We start from the raw sequence: 20,644 nt of genomic DNA, 5'->3' as shown, positions 1-20,644 counted from the left end.
GGGTGGTAATCAATGACACCCTTTGAAGGGCGTTGGAAGCGCATGGTACAGGTTTGCCCATGGAACCGGTGAGGGGGCTGGCGGAGATGTTTCTCGCAACCGCGAAGGTGCGCTTCGCTCCACCGCCGAGTCTGGCCGCGCTCGAAGCACTGCTCTCGCGCTCCTGGGAGGAGGCCCGTGCGCACTGGCCGACCGTGGTGCTCCCCCCTCCGCTGTTCGTGGCGCACGTCGCCGAGCGGCTGCCCGAGGAGGGTCCGGACAGCCCCCCCGAAGCGCTCATGGGCCAGCTCTCGCTGGTGGACCTCTACCTGGCGTGCGCCTGCGTGCATGGGATTCCCTCCGCCATCGAGACCTTCGACAGGCATTACCTCGCGAAGCTGCCGGCGCTGCTCCGCAGGTCCGGCCAGTCCGCCGCGCTGATTGATGACCTGTGCCAGCAGGCCCGCTTGAACCTCCTGGTGCCCACGCCCGGGGGGGAGGCCCGCATCGCCTCGTACTCGGGGCGCGGGGCGCTGACGAACTGGGTGAGCGTCGCCGTCAGCCGGATGAAGCTCAAGATGCTCGACAAGCAGGGACCCGCGCCCGACGGGGATGGGGACAACATCGAGGACTGGGGGATTCCAAGCCCGGAGCAGAACCTGGAGGTGGAGTTCATCCGGCGGCGCCACCACGCCGACTTCCGCCTGGCCATCAAAGAGGCCTTCTCCACGCTGCCGGACGACAAGCGCCACCTGCTCCGTCTCTACTACGGTGACCAGCTCTCCAGCTACGAGCTGGCCCCGCTGTTCAATGTCAACCAGGGGACCATCTCCCGCTGGCTGAAGGCGGCGCGCGAGGCCGTCTATGCGGAGACCCGTCGTCTCCTCCAGGAGCGGCTGGGCCTGTCCACCCAGGACATCGAGAGCATCGGGGGTGACAGCCAGCTGGGGGTGAGCCTCAGCCAGCTCCTGGGAAGGCAGGACGGGACGCCCTCCCAGGACTGAGGCCCGCGACCCCGGGGTCACGCTACGGCACCTGCTTCGGCGCGGCGGTGGCCGCGGGGGCGCCGTAGGACAGGTTGCGCAGCAGCGCCGTGTCGGGCTTCACGTCCGCCCGGCGTGCCGTGCAGCGGTCGCCACCGTCCAGCTCCGTGGGCGCGTCCGTGCGGAAGCGGTCGGGGCACTCCTGGAGGATGGTTGCCAGTGCGCGACCGTCACGGGTGCGCGACAGGCAGGTGGCGCCATCCGGGGCCCAGGCCGCCTCGAATGAGGCCCGTGCGGGGTCCCACTCCGCTGACGCCTCGACGGTGCGCGCGCTCACGCCCAGGCCATCGTACATGTCGATGGCGGTGTTCTGGCGCGTGTGGCTGCGGCCGTTGCCGCAGTAGTCCGCGCGGGCCATGCGGGTGCACGCCTGGTGCAGGCCGGCCAGTGACTGGCCGCCACGGGTCGCCCACGGCTTGTAGCCCCAGAGGATGCACTTGGTGATGGCGCCGTTCTCACACGCGAAGGTGAGCTTGCCCGGCGTGTCCTGGTGGGCGCCGCTCGCATCCCAGACGCCGCGGACCGCGAGCGCCCGGGGGTCCGGGACGCGGTCCAGGGCGACGCAGGGGTTCTCCCACTCCTGGGCCACTGCGTTCCACGCCTGGATGCGGTACCAGCTGACGTCGGGGTCCTCGGCCGAGGGCTCGGCGCCGCAGATGGCGACCTCGACGGGCTGGCCATTGCTCGCCGTGCCCTGGAGCACGGTGCCGACGACACCCCGGCCGGCGGGCGAGGCCGTCAAGCGGCCGGCCTCGAGCTTCAGGGCCTTCACGCCCTCATCCGCCAGGCGCAGGGGCGCGAGGTCGGCGGAGACGAGCACGCTGACGCGCTCCTCCGTGGTCTTCTCGGTGTTCCAGTCGCGCAGGGTGCCCCACAGCATGGTGCCCTGGGGCTTGGCGGTGCGCTGGGGCGCGACGGACTGGCAGCGCTTCGCGTAGCGCTGGGCGTCGGACAGCTGGGTGGGAGGCGGCGCGGCGTAGGCCAGCGGGAGGCCCTGCAGGCACAGCCAGAGGAGAAGGGATTTCTTGATGGCGGTCATGGCACTCTCCTTTGAGTCCAGGGGTTGGGCTCGAGGTGTCGGGCCCGCATGGAGAAGGAGCCGGTGGCCTGGAGAATCATGCAGCGAAATCAGAATCCCTCGCGGCCCCCAGGGGGATGACCGTTGTCAGCTTCTGGTCTATCAAGCGTCGCAGCATGATGCGATTGACGCTGCTGGCAGTCCTCCTGATGTGCGCGGCTCCCCTGTCCACCGCGCGTGCCGGTGAAGCGGAGGCCTGGGCGTCCAGCTTCTCCCCTGCCACCCTCGCGCCGCACCTCGGAGACGCGCCCGCCCGCTACCTGGTCGTCCCCGCGGGAAGCGAAGCCCCCGAGCTGACCGAGGCCCGTGAAGCCCTCGCGAGCGCGCTGCGGGCCAGCGGCAAGGCGCAGCTCGTCATGGACGCGCAGGCGCTCGGTCCGGTGGCGACGCTGGACGATGCGACCATTGCCCGGAAGAGCGCGAACCTGCCCGTGGACCGGGTGATGGTGGTGCGGCTCTTCCCGGATGCCACGGGGGCGCTGACGCAGGCGGTGGTAACGGTCTACGACACGGCGGCGCAGCCCCTGGGGTCCTTCTCCACGACGAAGGCGACGGCACTCGCCGCCGCGCCCCAGGAGCAGGAGCCCGTGGTCGAAGCCCCGCCCCCGGCGCAGGCCCGTCCGGTGCCTCCGCCCGATGCGAGGGAGCAGTACGAGCAGCGAGCCATCGGCTTCGATGACTACCTCACGGTGCGGGTGAGCACCGCCGTGCCCTGGGCCTCTGCGGAGGTCTCCCGGTGGAGCCTGCCCTACGAGGGCAAGTACAAGAAGCCGCTGGAGGGAGACGCCTTCTACCGGAAGGTGGGCCGCGAGGACCTGGTGGAGGCCTATGCGGGCCGGATGCGCATGAAGACGGTGCTGGGCGTCATCGGCGGGGCGGCGATGCTGGGGGGCGGCTTCGTCGCCTACCAGGGGTTCACCGGGAACGAGGAGAACTGTCAGGCCGGCACGCCCGGCTTCAGGGAGTGCTTCGACCGCGAGATGGAGCAGGCCGACAGGAAGTTCGTCACGGTGCTGATTGGCACCGGCATCTTCAGCGCGGGCGCGGGGCTGATTGTGGGGGCCGTCCGGCTCACCCCGCATCCCGTCACTCCCCACGAGGCGCGGCAGCTGGCGGACGTCTACAACAAGCAGCTCCAGGCGGACCTGGGGCTGAGCGAGCAGCCCGCCCCCGAGCCCCGGAAGCGTCCGGGCGTCATCCAGGCGAGCCTGACGCCCATGGTGGGCCCCCAGGGCGGCGGGCTGCTGCTGAATGGGTCGTTCTGACGGACACGTCCGGCCCGGCGCCCCGCGGGGCTGTCAGGGCCGGGGGCCGTAGACCGGCAGCGCCGCGCCCACCTCATGGGCACCGAGGTCCGGCGCGCCGCCGCTGAAGCCATCCGTGACGCCCGGGAGGACCTGGCCCACGTTCTCCGCGGCCGAGCCCGCGCGCAGGCGCAGGTCGGGCGAGGCGTAGAGCGTCATCGGCGCGGCCGGGTACGCCACGGTCGCCGCGAAGACGCCGAGGCCCACCAGCACGGCGTTCTTCTCGCTGGTGTTGCCGCGCAGCGAGGCAAGGTCCGTGAACCGGGTGCTGCCCCAGCTGCCTGTGAACGTGCCAGTGGTGGAGCCGAAGCCATCGAAGTCCATGCTGGAGCCCGCGGTCACCAGGTCGGGGAGGTGCAGCACGCGCCCGGAGCCGCTGCTGTAGCCATTGAAGCTGCCCCCCGGCCCACCGATGAACAGGTTGTTGCGCGAGTAGAGCCGCGACACCGGCCGGCCCGCGTAGATGCCGAGCGCATCCCCGTTCTTCACCACGGTGTTGTGCAGGAGCACGTCACCGGCGCTGCCCCGGTAGAGCTTGAAGGCGAGGTGGACCGGATTGTAGACGGCGTTCCGGATGAACCACGTGGGCCCGCCGAGCCCCGGCTGCGACGACAGCGCGATGAAGTTGTTGGTGAGGCGGTTGCGCACGATGCGGCAGTTGTGGAAGCAGAAGTCCGCTTCGATGCCGTCGTCTCCATTCCCACCGAGGTCGTTGTTCAGGATGTCGATGCTGAACTGGTCCACCGCCTCGTCATCCTCCAGCAGCGAGATGCCGTCGCGGAAGCCGTTGACGCGGTTGTGCAGGATGACGTGCCCGGGGCCGGTGACGAGGATGCCCTCGCCCAGGTTGTTGCCATTGACGCCCAGCGACGCCTCCGCCCAGGCCGTGAGGCCCGTCACCACGTTGTCGGCGATGTACGCGTTCTCCGCGCGCAGGTACGTCACGATGCCATCCCCTCCGAAGCTGTTGCTGGCATTGAGGGTGCAGCGGGTGATGGCGATGTGGTTCGAGCCGTTGAAGCGGATGCGCCCGTTGACGGTGAGGCCGTCGAGGTGCACGTGGCTGCGGCTGAAGAGGTTGATCTGCCCGTTGATGACGGTGCCCGCCGTGCCACGGATGACGATGGGCCTGCCCGCCTCACCGCTCCGGGCGAAGTCGAAGCCGCTGTAGGTCCCCGCGCCGAGCGCAAGGATGTCACCCGGCTGGGCGCTCGCGGCGACGGTGGCGAACGTCCCGGGCGTCACGGCCTTGACGGGAGCCCCCGCCATGGGCGCCGGCACCGCGCGGGTGGTGGCGCTCACCGTGCGCGTGGTCGTCCCTCCGTCGGGGTCCGTGAGCGACAGCTCCAGCTCGTAGGTCGTCCCCGGCTGCAGGTCGAACACGCTGCCCGAGTGGCGCGTGCTCCAGGTGAAGCCCTCGTTGCTCTCGCCGGGCACGCGGCGCAGCGGCAGGGACGCGCGCCACGCGCTGGTGCCCGAGGCACGGTAGCGCACGGTGACGACGCCGTTGGCGTTGGCGTCTCCGCTGAAGCCCCACTCCACCGTCAGGTGATGCAGCGTGGGGTACGGCAGGCGGACCTCTCCAGCCACGGTGGCATTGGCGTTGTTGCTGGTACCGCCGTCTCCAATGCCGGCGTCACCTGTACCGCCGTCACCGGCACCTCCGTCAATGGGGGCCTCGGGCGTGGTCGCCTCTGCCACAGCGGAGGCTGCGCTGACGTTGCCCGCGGCGTCGAAGGCGGCAACCCGATAGCGATAGAGTGTCCTGGCCTCGAGGTTCGGATCCTGGTGGGCGAGCTCTGTCTGGGTGCCCACCACCGCGAAGTCGGTGCAGCCCTCGCCCGTGCATCGCTCGACGCGGTAGCCCGTCACGCCGACGTTGTCGGAGCTCGCCGTCCAGGCCACGCCGAGCATCCAGCTCGAGATGGGGTCGGCGCGAATCACTCCTGGAGTGGAAGGCGCCTGGGTGTCCGGGGTCTCGTCCCCTCCCCCGCCGCCCACGTCTCCACCACACCCGCCCAGGACCAGGAGCCCGACTGCCCACACCCGCTTCCACTGAATCTGTCGCCGCATACACCCTCTCGCGAACTGGGAGGGTCCCGGGTCTGCACGGCCTCCGCGCAACTGGAACCCGTGCTCAACTCAGCATGGGAGCCGCGCCACCTGCAACCCGGTTTCGAGAAGAGAACCCCGTGAGTCGGGCGGCGTCACGGGGCCGCGAGCAGACGGCTTCAGGCGGACTTTCGCTGGCTCAGGGCCACACTGCCGAGGATGAACGTCCCCGCGATGAGCATGGTGGGGGTGAGCGGCTCCCCCAGCAGCAGCCAGGCCCAGGTCACGGCGAACAGGGGCACCATGTACGTGACGGTGGAGGCCTGGGCCGCGCCGATGCGCTGGATGAGGCGGTAGAACAAGGCGTACGCGATGCCGGTGCACAGGATGCCGAGCGCCCCGGCCGCCAGCCAGGACATGGCCGGGATGGGCGTCGAGGGCCAGGTGGCGATGGCGAAAGGCAGCGTCAGCAGCGCCGCGAAGATCAGCGTCGAGGCGGCAACGGCGACGGCCGGCAGGCCGGTGAGCTGGCGCCGCACCATGTTCCCGCCGATGCCGTACAGGAATGCGGCCGTGGTGCCCGCGGCCGCGGCCTGGCCGATGCTCGCGCCCGCGGCCTTGCCGCTGGCCAGGACCACCACGCCCACGAAGCCCGCGAAGAGCGCCACGGCACGCCGCGTGCCGATGCGCTCACCGTAGAAGAGGAAGGCCACCAGCGCGGTGAACAGCACCGCCATGCTGTTGGTGATGGCGCCGATGCCGGCCGGGGCGCGCTGCGCGGCCCAGGCGAACAGGAAGAACGGCACCGCCGAGTTGATGGCGCCAATCAGCGCCAACCGGGGCCACAGCTTCGGCCCGAAGGAGCTGCGCGAGCGCCAGAGGAACGGCATCAGCACCAGCGCGCCCAGGGCGAGCCGGAGCTCCACCAGCGGTAGTGGGCCGAAGTCCTTCGCGGCGACGCGCATGAACATGAAGGACGCGCCCCAGATGGCGCCGAGCAGTCCGAGCTCGAGAGGGGTGACCCAGGAGAGCGGGATGGAGGGGGAGGTCGTACGCACGACTGCGGGAGTGCTCATGAGGCGCCACCAATCTGGCTGTTGTCTGCGCCAGATATTCACCCCTGGCACTTCACTCACAAGCGGATCTTGTTGTAGTCAGCCACAAACCATATTTGAGGCTCACCATGCCCCTGCCCTCGGACTGGCTCAGTGCCCTGGCGGCGTTCGAGTCCGCCGCCCGCCACCAGAACTTCGCCCATGCGGCGGAGGAGCTGCACCTGACCGCGAGTGCGGTCAGCCACCATGTGCGCAAGCTGGAGGCGCAGCTCGGGGTGGCGCTGTTCCAGCGGCATGCGCGGGGGGTGTCGCTGACGGCGGAGGGCCGGCAACTGGCGGACACGGCGGGCACGGCGATGTCGGACATCGACGGAGTGATGCGGGGGCTGAGCGCCGCGAGGGACGAGCGGGACCGGGTGCGCATCACCACGTTGCACTCGCTGACGTACACGTGGCTGCTGCCGCGGCTGCCGGCCTTCACGAAGGCGCATCCGCACGTCCGCCTCAACGTCGACACGGAGCAGGCGCTGACGCGCTTCGACGAGGGAGGGCCGGACCTCGGCATCCGGCACGGCCAGGGCCACTGGACAGGCCTGACGGCGCACCACCTGATGGACGAAGCCCTGTTCCCGGTGACCTCGCCGGCCATGGCGGGGCTGGAGGACGTCCGCGAGGCGGCGGACGTCGCGAAGCTGCCGTTGATCGCGGACCTCTCACGCCAGGGCTGGCAGGACTGGTTCCGTGCCGCGGGCGTGCGCGGAGCGCAGTTCGAGGAGCGCTACAACTTCAGCGACACCACGGATGCGCTGCTGGCCGCGGCGAAGGGGCTGGGCGCGGCGCTCGCGAGGGAGCGGATCGTCCAGCCCTACCTCGCGGATGGGCGCCTCATCCAACTGCCAGGGCCCGTGCTGCCCGGGCGCTTCGGCTACTACGTGGTGTACCCGGCCCACCGCCGGCTGCGGCCGGCGGCGCGGCTCTTCGTGGACTGGTTGCTGGAACAGCCGGGGCGCTAAGACTGACGTCTCTGCAGAGACGGGGCCGCACTTTGGAGGCGGCGGGAATCGAACCCGCAGACAAGGCGATGGAAAGCCCCAGGCAGGACACGCTGTTACCCGCTATCGCCTTGATTCTCCTCGGGTTCGTCATCCCGCCCCGTCCCACGCCGTTCCCGGGTGTGCCTCCCCCAACCACGCTGGAGGGGCACACTGGGGACACAGGGCATTGGCCCCAGGTGTCGTTTGGACGTGCGCCGGCCCGCAGTCCGCCAAACCCTCTGGCAGTTCAACGGCGTTGAGGAAGCACGCACTGCTCGCGCAGCCCTCCACGCGCTTCTAGCCTCAAGCAAATCGGGCAAAACCCGCGACGTCTGGGCCGCTTCCTTCACTCTGCGAGCGCCTTAGCTGTCCTACTACGCACTCCCAGGCCAACTCGGCTACGCTGAAGCCTACGCACCTAAAGCGAGGCCGTCCGATGCCTATCCCTGATGCCCACAAACACCGATTTGCTTACCACTTTACGCATCTCGACAACCTTAAGAACGCTTTGCAAATGGGCTTCCTTAGCTGCAACAAGCAGAAAAGCCTTGGTATTGCCCACCTCTCGGTCGCGGACTCCGAAATCCAAAAGCGACGCGCAAAGATGGTCGTAACTTGCGCGCCGGGGGGCGTCGTCCACGACTATGTTCCGCTGTATTTTACCAAGCTTTCCCCAATGCTATTGCAGATAGTGAGGGCCAAGAATGTCGATCAGATGCTCTTGATCCACTTCGCCTTTCCAATATCTCTCCTTGAGTACGAGGGATCTGTTTTCACAGACGCCGCTGCAAACGGAAACACTTCACCTAGTTTTTATACAGATCCAAGCGATCTAAACAAGCTCAATTGGACGGCGATTGACTCGACGAAATGGAAAACACCAGAAGGCGACAAACAGGCACGAATGGCGGAGTTGCTTATTTATGAGCAACTCGACCCAAAGAACGCGTCCCATATCTACGCTTGGAACGACCACTATGCTGCCCAGATCAAAGAGATCTACAAATCCGTAGGAGTGCAGCCACCTCCGATCCGATTTCATGGTCCCGGGGACTCTCATTGTTTCACGAATTTTGCTGCCGACCTCCCCCAGGACATGCGAAACCGCTCCATCGCTGCAGGGCCGGTGCAAACGAAACTCCATTTCACGAATGCGGTGGAGACCATCACGTCTCAGACGGGAAAGGCCAAGCAGCCTCGATTTGCATCCCTTAACGAGATGCTTGATGCATTCAGAGCAAAAGGCCTGGGAGTCCTACCAGAGACTGCCGAACTCATTAACCTTGAGTCGAAAAACGAGGTGCATAAGCATGATGTTGGGACACACACATTGAAGGTCGTCGAAAAGCTACGGAGTTCCGAAGAATTTGCGTCGCTTAAGTCCTCCGATCAGATGCTGACAGAACTTGCCGCCTACCTCCATGATATTGGCAAAGGCCCCAAGTCTCGATGGGTCGCCTCCGGAGGCAACCAGCTCGTGGACCCCGACCACCCGCTCCGGTCCGTCGACATGCTCATCCGCGCCCTAACTGAAGACGTCGGTACAATCAAGTCGCGCCACATAAGAGCGCTGTGCATGCTCGTCTGCTATCATGACTTGGTCGGAGACATTATTGGCATTGGACGAGGCAGAAAAAAGACGCAGCTTCTTGATATTGTTGAGTCAGAGAGAGAACTCGACATGCTTATTGCCGTCGGCAAAGCGGATCTCTCATCGGTGGCTTCTTCATGGGAAGCCACCGCTTTTGAGAAAATCCCGCCCCTGCGCGAATGGTGCCTCGATGAACTCTCAACAAAGGGCGAGCAGTAGGCTACAGCGATGCTGACTTTCGTGCGCGGCAATCTCTTCGAGTATCCCGCAGACATTCGCGTGAACACCGTCAACTGTGTAGGCGTCATGGGAACGGGCGTCGCACTAGCTGCGAAGAAACTCTATCCCAAGATGTTCCTTGCCTACAAAGAAGCCTGCCTTGCTGGTGAGATTCAGCCTGGCAGGCTAAACATATGGAAGACCGGCAGCGAGTGGATTATCAACTTCCCGACCAAGCGACATTGGAGGGACAAGTCGCGTTATGAAGACATTGAGGCGGGATTACTTGCACTAAAAAGCTACCTCAAGTCTTATGGACAGGTTCGTGTAGCCATCCCCGCTTTGGGTTGTGGACATGGCGGGCTTGAATGGGAGCGTGTTTCGTCAATGATTCGCCACCACTTGGCGGATCTCGACGCGAAGCTCTTCGTGTTCGAGCCAGCAGACTCGGTGTCAGCAGGCGAGCAGTTTTCAAGTCCAAAAAGACCGAATCAGCCGCGTGGCCATAAGGCGAAGCCAATCCGCGTCGACGTTGGGAGCCACTCAAGCTTTTTGAAACACGGAATCAATCAAGTATTCCTGCTTGGCAGTTCCGACCTTCTCTTTCGGACGATGCTCACGCTTGCGACTCCATCGAAGCCGAGCGAGAAAGAAAAAAACGCTGCGGCAGCATGCATGAAATCTATAGCGCGTCATGGACTAACAGTTTCATTCTCATGCGACAGGTCAGACTGGCGAACGCTCAGCAAGTACGCACTCTCTCAAGGGGCAGACGCGCTCCTCTGGACCGCTGGTGGCATAGGTCGTGTCAAGGTCCCTCCCGACTTAGCTGAGTACCTTTCCGATGGTCGGCTTGCTATCGCGTCAATTTTTGACGCCACAATCGCTGTGGATTCGGCAACGACGAAACTGACCAACTCCGTGCAGGGAGCGCTCTCGCAAGCCATCCTAATCACCGCTCGTGGAATGGAACGTTCCGTTCACGAGATTGTTGAACACTCGCGAGGCAAGCCGCTTTTTTTTGTGAATTACCAGGAAGCATTTCCTGAGGACGTCAGATGGCTGAAGTCAGCAGGCGGACAACCTGTTGGCAGACATTCTTCTGACGGCAGTCCGAACGTATCCACGATTCTGCATGCTCTACTCCCACATCAATAGTCTCTCAGGCCCCTTCCCGGTCCAGACGCTTGCCCTTCCGCAGGATCGCAGCGAGGATGCACCCCTCTGCCCGCATACGTTGCGACGCCGAACGGGTTATCCTCGCGGGACGGGTGCGCACTAGGAGGAGTAATGAAGGCAGTCCTGTCAGGTGCAGTGTTGCTGCTTGCGGCTTTGCTCACACCGAGTGCCTCGCGCGCTGCCGAAACGCTCGCAGCACCTACCGCAAAGCCCCGCTTCTCTCTGGAAGACATCAAGGGTGGGGCGCTCTTTCGCCACGGCTTCTCATTCGGCGTTGCGTTCCAGGCACACTTAGCACGCTCATCAGGGCGACAGGCCAACACGGGCTTTGGTTTAACCCCATTCGTTGCTTTCTACCCTCGTGCCCTTTTCTTCGTTGGTCCCGAAACGAGTGCCTACTGCGCCTCAAGATGGGGGGGCTTCGATATAAAGACCGCTTCAGACATAGCCGATGGCGTTGCCCGTGAACGTACTATCAAAGAGACAGGCAAGCAGAGCCCGACGGATTCGGAGGTAAAGGAGGCGACTGGTTGGAACATCAAATCCCCAGGTGCGGGCTGTTGGAAGCAGTGGTTCGGTGCGTACGTGGGTGTTCCTTCAAAGTTTAAGGCGGACGCGGTTCTGACTACAGATGTGCCGGCGTACACCGAGTTCAACCCAATATTCTCTACGGGCCTTATTTTCTCTCCCAGCACATACTTTTCAGTGCTGGGTGGTCTCACTCGCTCGCGCATCGCATCGAGTGGTGGGCAGAGCCACCCCGTCACGTCGATCAGCATCGGGTTGGGCGGCTCCATTGAGGTCGTCAGCTTGCTTGTCGGCAAATGACCGCGCACTAGTCAGTCACTTCCTCTTCGTTCCCAGCGATTCTTAAATTGCAAGCAAGTATCAAGTAGGCACTTTGCCCTGATATGCTCATAGATCCGACCGGGGCAAACCAGTAACGCTGGTGATCGGAAAGCTCAGGCCGACGGCGTCCTGGTATCTCGATGTAGTCCTTCACCTGAAATAGTCGTAACTTCGTCTGGATGACGCGTTAAAGCTGCATCGGCCTGCGGGGATTTTGTGTTTGTAGCCCCCTGGGTTGAGATTCCGTCCAGGCTAGACGTGTCGGTGGTAGGCGGGGTGATGCCTCCCTCGTCTTCCGGCACCTCCAACTCCCAGAGCCGGTCCCCTGCCTCCACAAGCGCCCTTTGAACCTCCCTCACCGCGTCTTCGCCCGTGTAGGGCCCCAACTGCGCCAGCCGTGCACGCATGACGGTTTCCAGCTCGGCGGCCGTGGCGAAGCGCTCGGCGGGGTTGCGCCGCAGCAGCGTGTGGAGGATGTCCCGGAGGGGCACGGGCAATCCTTCCGCCGCGCGCTCTACGTCCTCGGAGCGGTAGGCCATCGCGCACCAGATGGCGTCCTCGGCGAATGGCGGCAGTTCCGTCACCATGGACGACACCGAGGCCGCGAGTGCCTGTTCCCGCTCCTCTTTCGATAGCCGCGCCTCCACGTCCTCAATGAGCAGGTGGCCCGGGTCGTATAGGTGTCGCCCGGTGGCGAACTCCAGCAGGGTGAGGCCCAAGGAGAAGAGATCGGCCCGTGCGTCCACCACCTCACCCAGCAACATTTCCGGCGCGGCGTAGAGGACTTCGCCCTGGGGACGCGGGAGCGAGGTGGCAAGCCGGCCCGCTAGGCGCGAGAGGGCCACCCCGAAGTCCGTGAGCCGCACCTCGCCGTGGGGGCCCAGGCGAATGCGGGCCGGGTTGATGTCGCGATTGACGATGCCGAGCGGCAAGCCCACGTCATCCGTGCGCGTGTGCGCGTAGTCCAAGGCCGCCGCGACTTCCGCGCCCACGTAGAGGATGAACGCCTCGGAGAAGTAGCGCCCGCACGCCTGGGCCACGCTCAGCAGCGTGTTGAGCGTCAGCCCCTCGATGTTCTCCATCGCCACGCACAGGCCACAAGGAATCTCGAAGAGGCCGTGGACGCGAGCAATGCGCGGGTGCTGGAGATACTGCGCTAGCCGGACTTCCTCCTCCAGACGTGCTCGGGTGCGATAGACCTTCTCGGTCAATTCCGCCACTTGCGGTAGGGGGACGCACTTGAGCACCACGCAGGTTCCGAGGCCCTGCGGCGTGCGGGTCTGGGCGAGGAGGACTCGCTCGCCGACACGGCCCGGCCCTAAGTCCCGGAAGAACTCGTAAGAGGTGTCGCCGTTCGTGAATAGGACAACACCCCCGGCACGCCGAGAGTCAGACGGATTGGACATGGACGGGAAGCTCCTGGTGCCCGTGCGAGAGGGACTCGCGCAAAGGCAGACGCAAGGTACTGCCAGCCCACGCCGGGCGGAACGACGTGTCAGGTTGAAAAAACCTGGAATCCTCATCACTCTGAGTGAAAAAGCAGTGCCCTGAATTGCAAAGCAGCTTTACATTGTCCGAGAGAGCTACGGCCAGCGCTCGACGGCGTAGGCCCCAACAGACCTGTTGAGCTGCGCTGCCCCTGGCTTTGAGTCTTGCCACTTCTCCACGTACCCATTGCGGCCCGTGACGATGCAGACTGGGAACGTGCGCCCATCCGGGAGCTGCGCCTCGGTGTAACGGCCCACTGCAAACTCTCCGCCTGTCCACAAGTAGCCCGACAGCAGCGTTCCTTCCGGCAGCCCCTTCAAGTTGCTGATTCGCACGACTCCGGTCACAGGGCCGTCGGTGTAGACCCCGAACTCGCCTAGAGCGCCTGGCTGTCGCCTGTCCAGGGTGAGCATCACCGAGTCACCCGGGTACAAGCGCAGCCCGTCCTTGCGCTTCCAGTTGAACATGACATCGCGCGCCTCGGCGGGGCAGTCAGCGGGGTCTGGGCGAACCTGGGCACCCGGGCAGCCCAACTGGAGCGCGGCAGCAGCAGTCGCGCCCGCGCACGTCTTGAGGAAGTCCGCCCAGGACGATGGGGGCCAGCTCGGGCGGGAGGCGAGGCCCTTCGGCTTCCTGGTGGTGGACTCGGCGGGGTCGGTCATGAGGGCGGGGGCGCGCTTCACGGGAGGGCTTTCCTTCTGGACAGGTGCGGGAGGGGGCAAAGCTACCCCAGGGGGCGAGGTGGTGGGCGCTGGGGGTGAGGTGGGGGTCAGCAAGCCAGCGCCCGCGTCCCTTGCGACGGAAGACGGGGTGGGTACTCGGACCTCCGGCGCCAGCCCCGTTGGAAGCGTGGAGGGGCGCAGCAGCGCGTAGCCGGCGAGTGCCGCCATGATGATCGCCACAGCGGCCACAGCTCCCGCTACGCGCCACCGTGGGTGCCGGGGTGCTACCTGCGGCCCCTCCTCCTGCGGCGCGGCGGGAGCGAGTTGGAGGTGCGGCGCGGGCACATGCAAGGGCACCACCCACTCACCGCCTTGTTGCGGCAGCAACGCTTCCAGTTCCCGGCGCATGACTTCGGCCGAGGGCGCTCGCTTCTCCGGCTGGCGGGCGATGAAGTGGAGAACCGCAGCGCTCAGGATCTCGGGTACTCGCGGATTGAGCGCATGCGGCGCGGGCGGCGACCAGTGGCTCCCCACCACCACACCCGGCGGCTCGGTGGCTGGTTGCGCACTCGTCAGCACGTCATAGAGGCAGACGCCCAGCGCGTATACGTCATCCGTCGCCTTGAACTCGTACCGCGCGTCCTGCTCGTTCCCGTGCTCGCGCAGGAAGCGCGAAGCCTCCGGGGAGCGATAGCGCCGGGTGCCGGGGGGCAACGGCGTGTCCGTCAACTCCGGCGCAAGCGCGTAGTCTCCCGCGCTGAAGTCCAGGATGAAGGGCTCACCGTCCGAGGCGCGTACGAGGATGTTGCTCAGCTTCAAGTCGCGGTGAAAGACGCTTCGCGCATGCACATGGGCCAGCGCCCCTGCGAGCTTGACGAACACACGCACGACCTCACGAGCCGTCGGGTGCACCTTCTCCACCCACTCGCCCAGCGTGTAGCCATCCACGAAGTCAATGACGAGGTAGAGCCAGCCCTTCGTCGGGTCTGGCCAACGCCCGTGGGCATGCATCCGCACGATGTTGGGGTGCCCACGCACTTGATGCAGACAGCCCTGCTCCCGTTGCAGTCGCTCGTCCGCCATTTCCGCGTCCCCGCTGCTCGCACGGTGCATGGCAATCTTCATCGCGAAGCGATGGCCGTCCTTCTCCACGAGGTAGACGGCGCCGAAGGTGCCTGAGCCCAGCAGCCGCACCACGCGCCAGCTGTCCACCAACTGCCCGGGTTGAAGGTGCGCGGGGTTCGTCGCGGTCAGCATGGGCACGCTTCTAGAACGCGAAGCGCGGGATGAGAAGTCGCCGGCTGCCCTCGCTGTCGCGCAGCTCCAACCGGAGGGCCGCACGTTTGGGCCAGTCCGGAGCCTCGGTTTCCACCACCACGACGGCCGTCTCCGCCGGCTCAATCCGCGGCTCCTGCATGCGCATCGCGAGGATACGGATGCGCTCGTCGCTATCGATGAGGGAGAGCCGTGCCTCGGTAGGCGTCCAGGGGCCGGAGCCGGTGTTACGCACTGACACGGCCAACGCTGCCCATGCCCTCGCTCGGTATGTGGCCATCTTTTCGGACACCAACTGGCCATTTCCCCGAGCATCAACTGCGTCAACGCTTCCGGCCTGAACTCCCATGTCGTCTAGCAGGCCCGCGAAGATGAGACCGGCTGGGCCACTCGCCGCGCTGCGCACCCGGAGCGCTTCGAACTCGGCGTCCTTGGCCGCACACGTAGCGCGAACCTCGTCCAGCTCGGCCTGTACCGCCTCTGCCGTGCGAGGCAGACGCGACACCATCACCTGGCCGTCCACCTCGGAGGCGTGCGTGACGAGAGAGAACACGGCGCGAGGCGGGGCCAGGCTATCCGCAAAAGGCACGGTCAGCGCCACGCTCTGCCCGGACGCTACCTCCATGGCCGGCCGTAGCACGATGGTACGACGGGTGGCCTCGAACAGCGCGAAGCGGCCCTCCGAGTCGCCGAGCGTTACCGAGTCGCGGTCCACAGGCGAATCGAACTCCAGGACGGTGAGGTAGTCGGGCGCGACGCGCAGCTCCAACGGCTTGTCGGCCGTGGCCACCGAGAGAGCCACACGACGCCGCTTCAGCTCGCGCCCGTGTGGGGCGTCCTGGGCCATGGCCTTCGCGCCCAGCAGGGGGACAGACAGCAGAACGAGCCGACGTGGGACAGAAGGCACCGGCAGACAACCTCCGAAGAACTTCGCCCAACCTAGCAGGTGAGGCGCCAGCTCTGGTCACCGTTGCACTCCCCGCACCTGTGGACGCCGTTTCGGCAGGGTTTCAGGGGGTCGAAATCACCTATCTCTACATGCCGGGACGCGTGGCGCTAGAGACCCGTCGAAGGTCGTCGGGCGCGTCCTCGAGCGCTACAGGTTCTCCCTCCAGCTTCTGGCACGACAGGACGCGCAGCTGCGCGAGCTCGCGAGCCTGGGAGCACGGCATCCGGCTGCCGAAGGTCGGCTGGCACCGCTCCTTCCCCCGCTTCTACCAGCAGATGCTGGACTCGCTGTACGAGGAGCTGGGTGAGGAGGAGTTCATCCTGCCCCCCGAGCTGCTGGCCATCGTCGACAGCAACCGCGCGGTCATGGTGCCGTTCTTCCGGAACTACTACGCCGAGGTCCGCAAGGCCTGGGCGTGAGCCGGTTCGACGAAATGCCGATGCGCGCGTAGGTTCCGTTGCATGACGGATTGCCTTGCACCCCGGCTCATCGTTCGCCTCGCCGTCTCCTGGCCAGAGGCGCGGCCATGAGCACGGGGCGTGTCCTGCTGGTGGTGGACCTCGAGGGCGTGGTGGGGGTGGACTCGGTCTCCGCCCTGGTGGCCGGCACCCCTCAATACGCGCAGTCCCGCGCGGCGCTCACCCGGGAGATCAACGCCACCGTCGAGGGCCTGCTGGGCGCTGGCTTCTCGCACGTGCGCGTGAGTGACAGCCATATGTCGGGCTCCGAGGCCACCAACGTGCTCGCCGAGTCACTCCATCCCGCGGCCGAGCTTCGCTTCGAGGAGGACTGGTACTCAGCCGCCCTCTTCGAGGGAGTCCAGGCCGTGGCATGCCTGGGCATGCACGCCCCCGGGGGCCTGAACGGCTTTGCTGCCCATACCGTGGACCCGCTCGGCTCCTGGCTGTGCGCCGGCCGCCTGCTCTCCGAATCGGACATCGTGCTCGCCCTGGCCGCCGAGGCCGGGGTGCCCGCGCTCTTCATCTCCGGGGACGACACGCTCCAGGCCCACCTGGGAGACCGGGTGCCCTTCGTCCGCACCAAGGTGTCGCTCTCGCCGACCCATGCGGCCTCCCGGCCCTCCGAGGACGTGCTCGCCGACCTGGTCCGTGCCGCGAGCCTGGCCCCCACCCCGCTGCGGCCCCTGCCCGAGGCCCCCCTGCGTCTCGTCTTCAAGAGCGCCCGGCGGGCCGCGCTCGCCGCTGAGACGGGTGCCCGCCGCGTGGAGCGCCATCAAGTCGAGGTCGCGGGCGCCTCCTTCCGCGAGCGCTACCAGCAAGCCCTGCGCGCCGCGTCGGCCGCCAGCTCCGTGCTCGAGAGCTCCCTGAGAGGCCCGGTCGGCAGTCCCGAGTTCGTCGAGGACGTCTCCGCCCTCCTGTCCCTGTCCGGCCCCCACGCCGCGTCGCCGCCCTCGCGAGCCGAGCCGGCGGAGCGCGCCCTGCGGGCCTTCCTCCGACTCTCCGAAGGGAGCGATGACGAGTCGCGAGCCCTGCGAGCCCTCATCCTGCACATGCTCGAGGGCCATGCGCCGCGGGCCTTCACCCGCTGGGGGCTCGGCCCCATCCTGGAGCAGGCCGTGGAGGCGCTTGCCGCCGTTCCCAGGGACCTGGGGCCCCAGGTGGCGCCAGGGCTGGGCATGGCACGCGTGGATGCCTGGTACGTGCGCCACGTGCGCGGCCTGGAGTCCTCCGCCCCACCGGCCGGGGAGCTGCGCCGCTACCTGGAGCTGCTCGAGGCCGAGGGCTACTCCATCTACGCGTGGCTGCTGGGCGAGCTGGCCCTGGCTTGCGGCGTGGACGTGCGCCTGCCCTTTTTCGAGCGCCCCCGGAGAGGCGACGCGTACCCCGCGGACCTCTACTGGCTCACGCACCTGTTCCTGGTGGACACCCACTACCTGCACCGGCCGCTGCGCGACGCGCGCGCCCACGAGTGGCTCGAGGAGCTGCTGCTGGCCGCCCCACGGCTCATCGCCGAGGGACAGGCGGACCTGGCCGCCGAGGTGGCCCTGTGCCTCCAGTGCGCGGGCGAGGCGGGAGGAGGCGTCCACGAGGCCCTGTTGGAGCTGATCGTCCAGCGGCAGCAGCCCGGCGGCGAGGTGAAGGACGTGGTCCCAGAGGAGGAAGGAGCGTGGGAGGTGGCCCACACCACGGCCGCCGCGATGCTGGCGCTGGCCGGGGCCGAATGGACTGCTATCGACAACGGCGAGACGACGCCTCCATACTCTCCCGCCGCACCGCTTCCCCAGAGGTCCGAATGAGCGATGGCTCCGATATTGATCAGCTCGACGCCCCCCCGCCGATTTCCGCTGAGCTCCGCGCGAAGATCCTGGCGGACCCGAACGTGGCGAAGATTGCCGCCGAACTCGAGATGGACATCGACACGTTCGTCAACACCGTCGGGTACTACCTGAACAACCCGGGCGTGGAGCCCGCCTTCCTCGTCGCCAGCGATGAGAATCTGAGAAAGATGGGGGTCGAGCCGCCCAGCGCCGAGGCCCTCGAGGCCAACGTGCGCGCCAGCGTCGAGGCCTTCAAGGCGGGCCAGTCGCCCAGTGGCTTTGATGCGCCGCGCAAGAAGGCCGTGGACATGTCGTCCATGGGGGGCGAGCCCGTGAAAATCAAGGCCGATCCGGGCCTCGAGGATGCGGTGAAGAAGGGCAAGGGCGTTCAAAAGCCCTGATCTCCCGAGGCTTTTCAGAAATTTTGCTCTCCGCGAAACTTCCTGACCGAGCCTCCGACAATCCCTTCAACGCAGCGGTTTTTCTTCCAGAAAAGAGAGTGACGCCATGGGGCTCCTCAAGGGTATCGGTAAGGCTTTCAAGAAGATCGGCGACTTTGCGAAGAAGGCAGTGGGCTTCGCGAGCAAGATTCTCAATGGTCCCATCGGGAAGATCGCCTCGTTCATTCCGGGCGTCGGTCCCTTCATCGCGGGCGCCTCGAAGATCGTCGGCATCGCGAACAGCGTGATCAACGGTGGTGGCCTCAAGGGCATCATCGGTGGGCTCGTCGGCAACCTCGGCGGCGGTCTGCTGGGCCAGGCCGGTTCGCTGCTGAGCAAGACGGGTCTCGGCTCGGTCATCGGGCTGGGCTCGCAGGCCAACAGCTCGGGTGGCGTGCTGGACCTGGTCAAGGGCCTGATGAGCAGCCGCAAGGGCGACGCGTCCCCCGCGGCCGAGGCCGACAAGTACAACCTGGGCCAGTTCGCGGCGTTCAAGCTCGCCGACCTGATGCGCGCCCGGTAGTCGGCCGGTCTCTTCCAAAGTTCATGGGGTGCACGCTCACGGGCGTGCACCCTTTTTTCGTTTTCAGGGGTGGTGCTCTGCCTCGCGCACGGCGTTTCACCCCCGCCCCTACGGCTACGCCCCGGGCAGCACGAGGATCCGCAAGCGCCCGGTGTTGTCGGCGATGGGGCTGTCGACGAAGCGCACTTGCAGCACGGCGTCCTCCCCCGTCAGGTCGTAGGTGTACTTGTGCTCCGTCGCGTTGAAGCCCGCCGTGCTGGGCGGATGCTTCCAGGTCTTTCCCCCATCCAGGAACGTGGTGGGCCAGAACATGCCGTATCAGCTCCGTGTCGGCTGCTTCCGCAACACGAGCTACAGCGGTACGGCCGCCTACGTCATCTACTAGTCCTTCGACCGCAGCATGTCGCGGCGTGAGTAGTGGAACGTCGCGCGTGCCTTGCGCGAGGTGAACCGCCAGCTGAAGCGCAGGTGCTGGCGGTTGACGCCGCGCCGCCAGGCAGCCGTCTCGCGTTGAAGCATGGGGAGCGTCGCGATGCGGCGCGTGCCCAGGCACTGGCGGGAGAGAATGCTCAGACCGACTTCGGCCTGGTCCAGCCAGCTGCCGTGTTTGGGGGTGTAGTGCACGGTGAAGCGGCCCCAGAGGGCGTGGCCTTTCTGCTGGCCGAAGGTGTCCGTCAGCGTCTTCTCGCAGTGGGTATTGAGGTTGTCCCACACCAGGTGGACGGTGCGCGCCTCGGGGTAGGCGTCCGCGACGTGCTTGAGGGCGCGGGCGGTGCGCGCCGCGGTGCGGTCTTGCGTGGCCTCCACGCGGTGGCGTCCGGCCAGCGGCTCCACGCTGTAGAAGAGGTTGGCGCTGCCCTTGCGCACGTACTCGTAGTCCCTCTGGGCCACATGGCCAGGGCGCGGGGGCTTCGGGGCCCGCGCGTCCTCATGCAGGGGCACCGGCTTCTCGTCGAAGCAGACGACGGGCTCGCGGGCCGAGTAGGGCCTCGCATACACGTCCAGCACGTCCTCCATCCGCCGCAGGTACTCAGGGGTGAGGCGCGGAATGCAGAATCTTTTTTTCCCGCCACGGCTTGATGTCGTGGTGCTTGAGAAGCAGGCGCACCGTCTCGCGCCCGACCGTCTTCACCAGGCCGCGCGCTTTGGCTTCCTGGGCCACCAGGCGCACCGTCCACCTCGCGTGGCCCTCGGGCGGTGGCGAGCAGACGAGCGACACCAACTGCGTCTCGTGCCGAGCATCCAAGAGCCTCGCGCTGCCCGGCCGCTCGCGCTCGAAGAGGGCCTGCGCCAGCCCCTCCTCCAGGTAGCGCAGGCCGATGCGCCGCACCAGGTCCCGCGTGGTGCCCAGCGCCAAGCACACCTGGGCCGAGTGCAGCCCCTCGTCCAGCAACTGCAACACCCGCGCCCGTTTGAAGATGCGCGCCGAGATGAGTCCGTGCGACAGCAGCGCCCTGAGCTGCAGGCGGTCCTCCGCCTTCAACTTCAATTCGATGGGCGCTGCCTGCTTCCTTGCCGTGGGCTTCATGGGCCACCCCCACCTCATGCAACCCGCAGCTCACGCCTTAACTTCGCGCAGCCTGAGGACTAGCACCGTGTTGGAGGTTTGCGCCCTGCTGTCATGGGCACGGCGCCCCTGCCCCAGG

Annotated in this window: 19 protein-coding genes; 10 read left to right on the top strand and 9 right to left on the bottom strand. The window is 66.5% G+C overall.

Annotated features, from left to right (window positions below; translation table 11 throughout):
- Positions 1 to 59: 59 nt before the first annotated feature.
- A complete protein-coding gene (locus LXT23_RS12665) occupies positions 60 to 983 on the top strand; it encodes a sigma-70 family RNA polymerase sigma factor (protein ID WP_253980382.1) in 924 nt (307 codons plus the stop codon).
- Between the two features lie 22 nt (positions 984 to 1,005).
- Here LXT23_RS12665 and LXT23_RS12660 read toward each other — a convergent pair whose 3' ends face one another.
- Positions 1,006 to 2,061, bottom strand: a complete 1,056-nt coding sequence (locus tag LXT23_RS12660; protein WP_253980381.1) for an ADYC domain-containing protein — start codon at positions 2,059 to 2,061, stop codon at positions 1,006 to 1,008.
- Between the two features lie 155 nt (positions 2,062 to 2,216).
- Between LXT23_RS12660 and LXT23_RS12655 the strand changes: the two genes are divergently transcribed.
- Entirely contained in the window at positions 2,217 to 3,365 is a 1,149-nt protein-coding gene (locus tag LXT23_RS12655) for a hypothetical protein (protein ID WP_253980380.1), read from the top strand.
- A 33-nt stretch (positions 3,366 to 3,398) separates the two neighbouring features.
- Here LXT23_RS12655 and LXT23_RS12650 read toward each other — a convergent pair whose 3' ends face one another.
- Positions 3,399 to 5,477, bottom strand: coding sequence for a right-handed parallel beta-helix repeat-containing protein (locus LXT23_RS12650; RefSeq protein WP_253980379.1), 2,079 nt, complete (start codon positions 5,475 to 5,477; stop codon positions 3,399 to 3,401).
- A 158-nt stretch (positions 5,478 to 5,635) separates the two neighbouring features.
- Positions 5,636 to 6,532 carry a DMT family transporter gene (locus tag LXT23_RS12645; protein ID WP_253980378.1) on the bottom strand — a complete coding sequence of 299 codons (897 nt, stop codon included), beginning with the start codon at positions 6,530 to 6,532 and terminating at the stop codon, positions 5,636 to 5,638.
- Between the two features lie 107 nt (positions 6,533 to 6,639).
- On the opposite strand from LXT23_RS12645, the gene LXT23_RS12640 reads away from it, so the two are divergent.
- From LXT23_RS12640 to LXT23_RS12625, 4 genes are all read left to right on the top strand, one after another.
- On the top strand, positions 6,640 to 7,524 hold the full coding sequence (locus tag LXT23_RS12640; protein ID WP_253980377.1) for a LysR substrate-binding domain-containing protein: 885 nt from the start codon (positions 6,640 to 6,642) through the stop codon (positions 7,522 to 7,524).
- Positions 7,525 to 7,981: 457 nt separating this feature from the next.
- Positions 7,982 to 9,355, top strand: a complete 1,374-nt coding sequence (locus LXT23_RS12635; RefSeq protein ID WP_253980376.1) for a DarT ssDNA thymidine ADP-ribosyltransferase family protein — start codon at positions 7,982 to 7,984, stop codon at positions 9,353 to 9,355.
- A gap of 9 nt (positions 9,356 to 9,364) precedes the next feature.
- The gene (locus tag LXT23_RS12630) at positions 9,365 to 10,513 is read left to right on the top strand and encodes a macro domain-containing protein (protein WP_253980375.1); all 1,149 of its coding nucleotides are present in this window, start codon (positions 9,365 to 9,367) and stop codon (positions 10,511 to 10,513) included.
- A gap of 132 nt (positions 10,514 to 10,645) precedes the next feature.
- On the top strand, positions 10,646 to 11,362 hold the full coding sequence (locus LXT23_RS12625) for a hypothetical protein (protein ID WP_253980374.1): 717 nt from the start codon (positions 10,646 to 10,648) through the stop codon (positions 11,360 to 11,362).
- 134 nt (positions 11,363 to 11,496) lie between these two features.
- Here the strand turns inward: LXT23_RS12625 and LXT23_RS12620 are convergent, their stop codons facing one another.
- The 3 genes from LXT23_RS12620 to LXT23_RS12610 form a co-directional block, all read right to left on the bottom strand.
- Complete coding sequence (locus tag LXT23_RS12620; protein WP_253980373.1) at positions 11,497 to 12,789, bottom strand: serine/threonine protein kinase; 1,293 nt, start codon at positions 12,787 to 12,789, stop codon at positions 11,497 to 11,499.
- A gap of 177 nt (positions 12,790 to 12,966) precedes the next feature.
- Positions 12,967 to 14,790 (bottom strand): serine/threonine protein kinase, encoded by a 1,824-nt coding sequence (locus LXT23_RS12615; protein ID WP_253980372.1) that lies wholly within the window; start codon positions 14,788 to 14,790, stop codon positions 12,967 to 12,969.
- A gap of 10 nt (positions 14,791 to 14,800) precedes the next feature.
- Entirely contained in the window at positions 14,801 to 15,655 is an 855-nt protein-coding gene (locus LXT23_RS12610; RefSeq protein ID WP_253980371.1) for a DUF2381 family protein, read from the bottom strand.
- Between the two features lie 191 nt (positions 15,656 to 15,846).
- On the opposite strand from LXT23_RS12610, the gene LXT23_RS12605 reads away from it, so the two are divergent.
- From LXT23_RS12605 to LXT23_RS12590, 4 genes are all read left to right on the top strand, one after another.
- Complete coding sequence (locus LXT23_RS12605; protein ID WP_253980370.1) at positions 15,847 to 16,176, top strand: hypothetical protein; 330 nt, start codon at positions 15,847 to 15,849, stop codon at positions 16,174 to 16,176.
- Between the two features lie 107 nt (positions 16,177 to 16,283).
- Complete coding sequence (locus LXT23_RS12600; protein WP_253980369.1) at positions 16,284 to 18,014, top strand: M55 family metallopeptidase; 1,731 nt, start codon at positions 16,284 to 16,286, stop codon at positions 18,012 to 18,014.
- The gene (locus tag LXT23_RS12595; protein ID WP_253980368.1) at positions 18,011 to 18,436 is read left to right on the top strand and encodes a hypothetical protein; all 426 of its coding nucleotides are present in this window, start codon (positions 18,011 to 18,013) and stop codon (positions 18,434 to 18,436) included. Before LXT23_RS12600 ends, LXT23_RS12595 begins: the two co-directional genes overlap by 4 nt.
- A 106-nt stretch (positions 18,437 to 18,542) precedes the next feature.
- A complete protein-coding gene (locus LXT23_RS12590) occupies positions 18,543 to 18,998 on the top strand; it encodes a hypothetical protein (RefSeq protein ID WP_253980367.1) in 456 nt (151 codons plus the stop codon).
- Between the two features lie 114 nt (positions 18,999 to 19,112).
- Here the strand turns inward: LXT23_RS12590 and LXT23_RS12585 are convergent, their stop codons facing one another.
- From LXT23_RS12585 to LXT23_RS12575, 3 genes are all read right to left on the bottom strand, one after another.
- Entirely contained in the window at positions 19,113 to 19,310 is a 198-nt protein-coding gene (locus LXT23_RS12585) for a hypothetical protein (protein WP_253980366.1), read from the bottom strand.
- A gap of 69 nt (positions 19,311 to 19,379) precedes the next feature.
- A complete protein-coding gene (locus tag LXT23_RS12580) occupies positions 19,380 to 20,015 on the bottom strand; it encodes an IS630 family transposase (protein ID WP_253980365.1) in 636 nt (211 codons plus the stop codon).
- Positions 20,016 to 20,028: 13 nt separating this feature from the next.
- The gene (locus LXT23_RS12575) at positions 20,029 to 20,526 is read right to left on the bottom strand and encodes a helix-turn-helix domain-containing protein (protein ID WP_253980364.1); all 498 of its coding nucleotides are present in this window, start codon (positions 20,524 to 20,526) and stop codon (positions 20,029 to 20,031) included.
- Positions 20,527 to 20,644: the final 118 nt, after the last annotated feature.

Source organism: Pyxidicoccus xibeiensis (assembly GCF_024198175.1).
Lineage (GTDB): Bacteria > Myxococcota > Myxococcia > Myxococcales > Myxococcaceae > Myxococcus > Myxococcus xibeiensis.
This window is presented reverse-complemented; position numbering and strand designations above follow the sequence as displayed.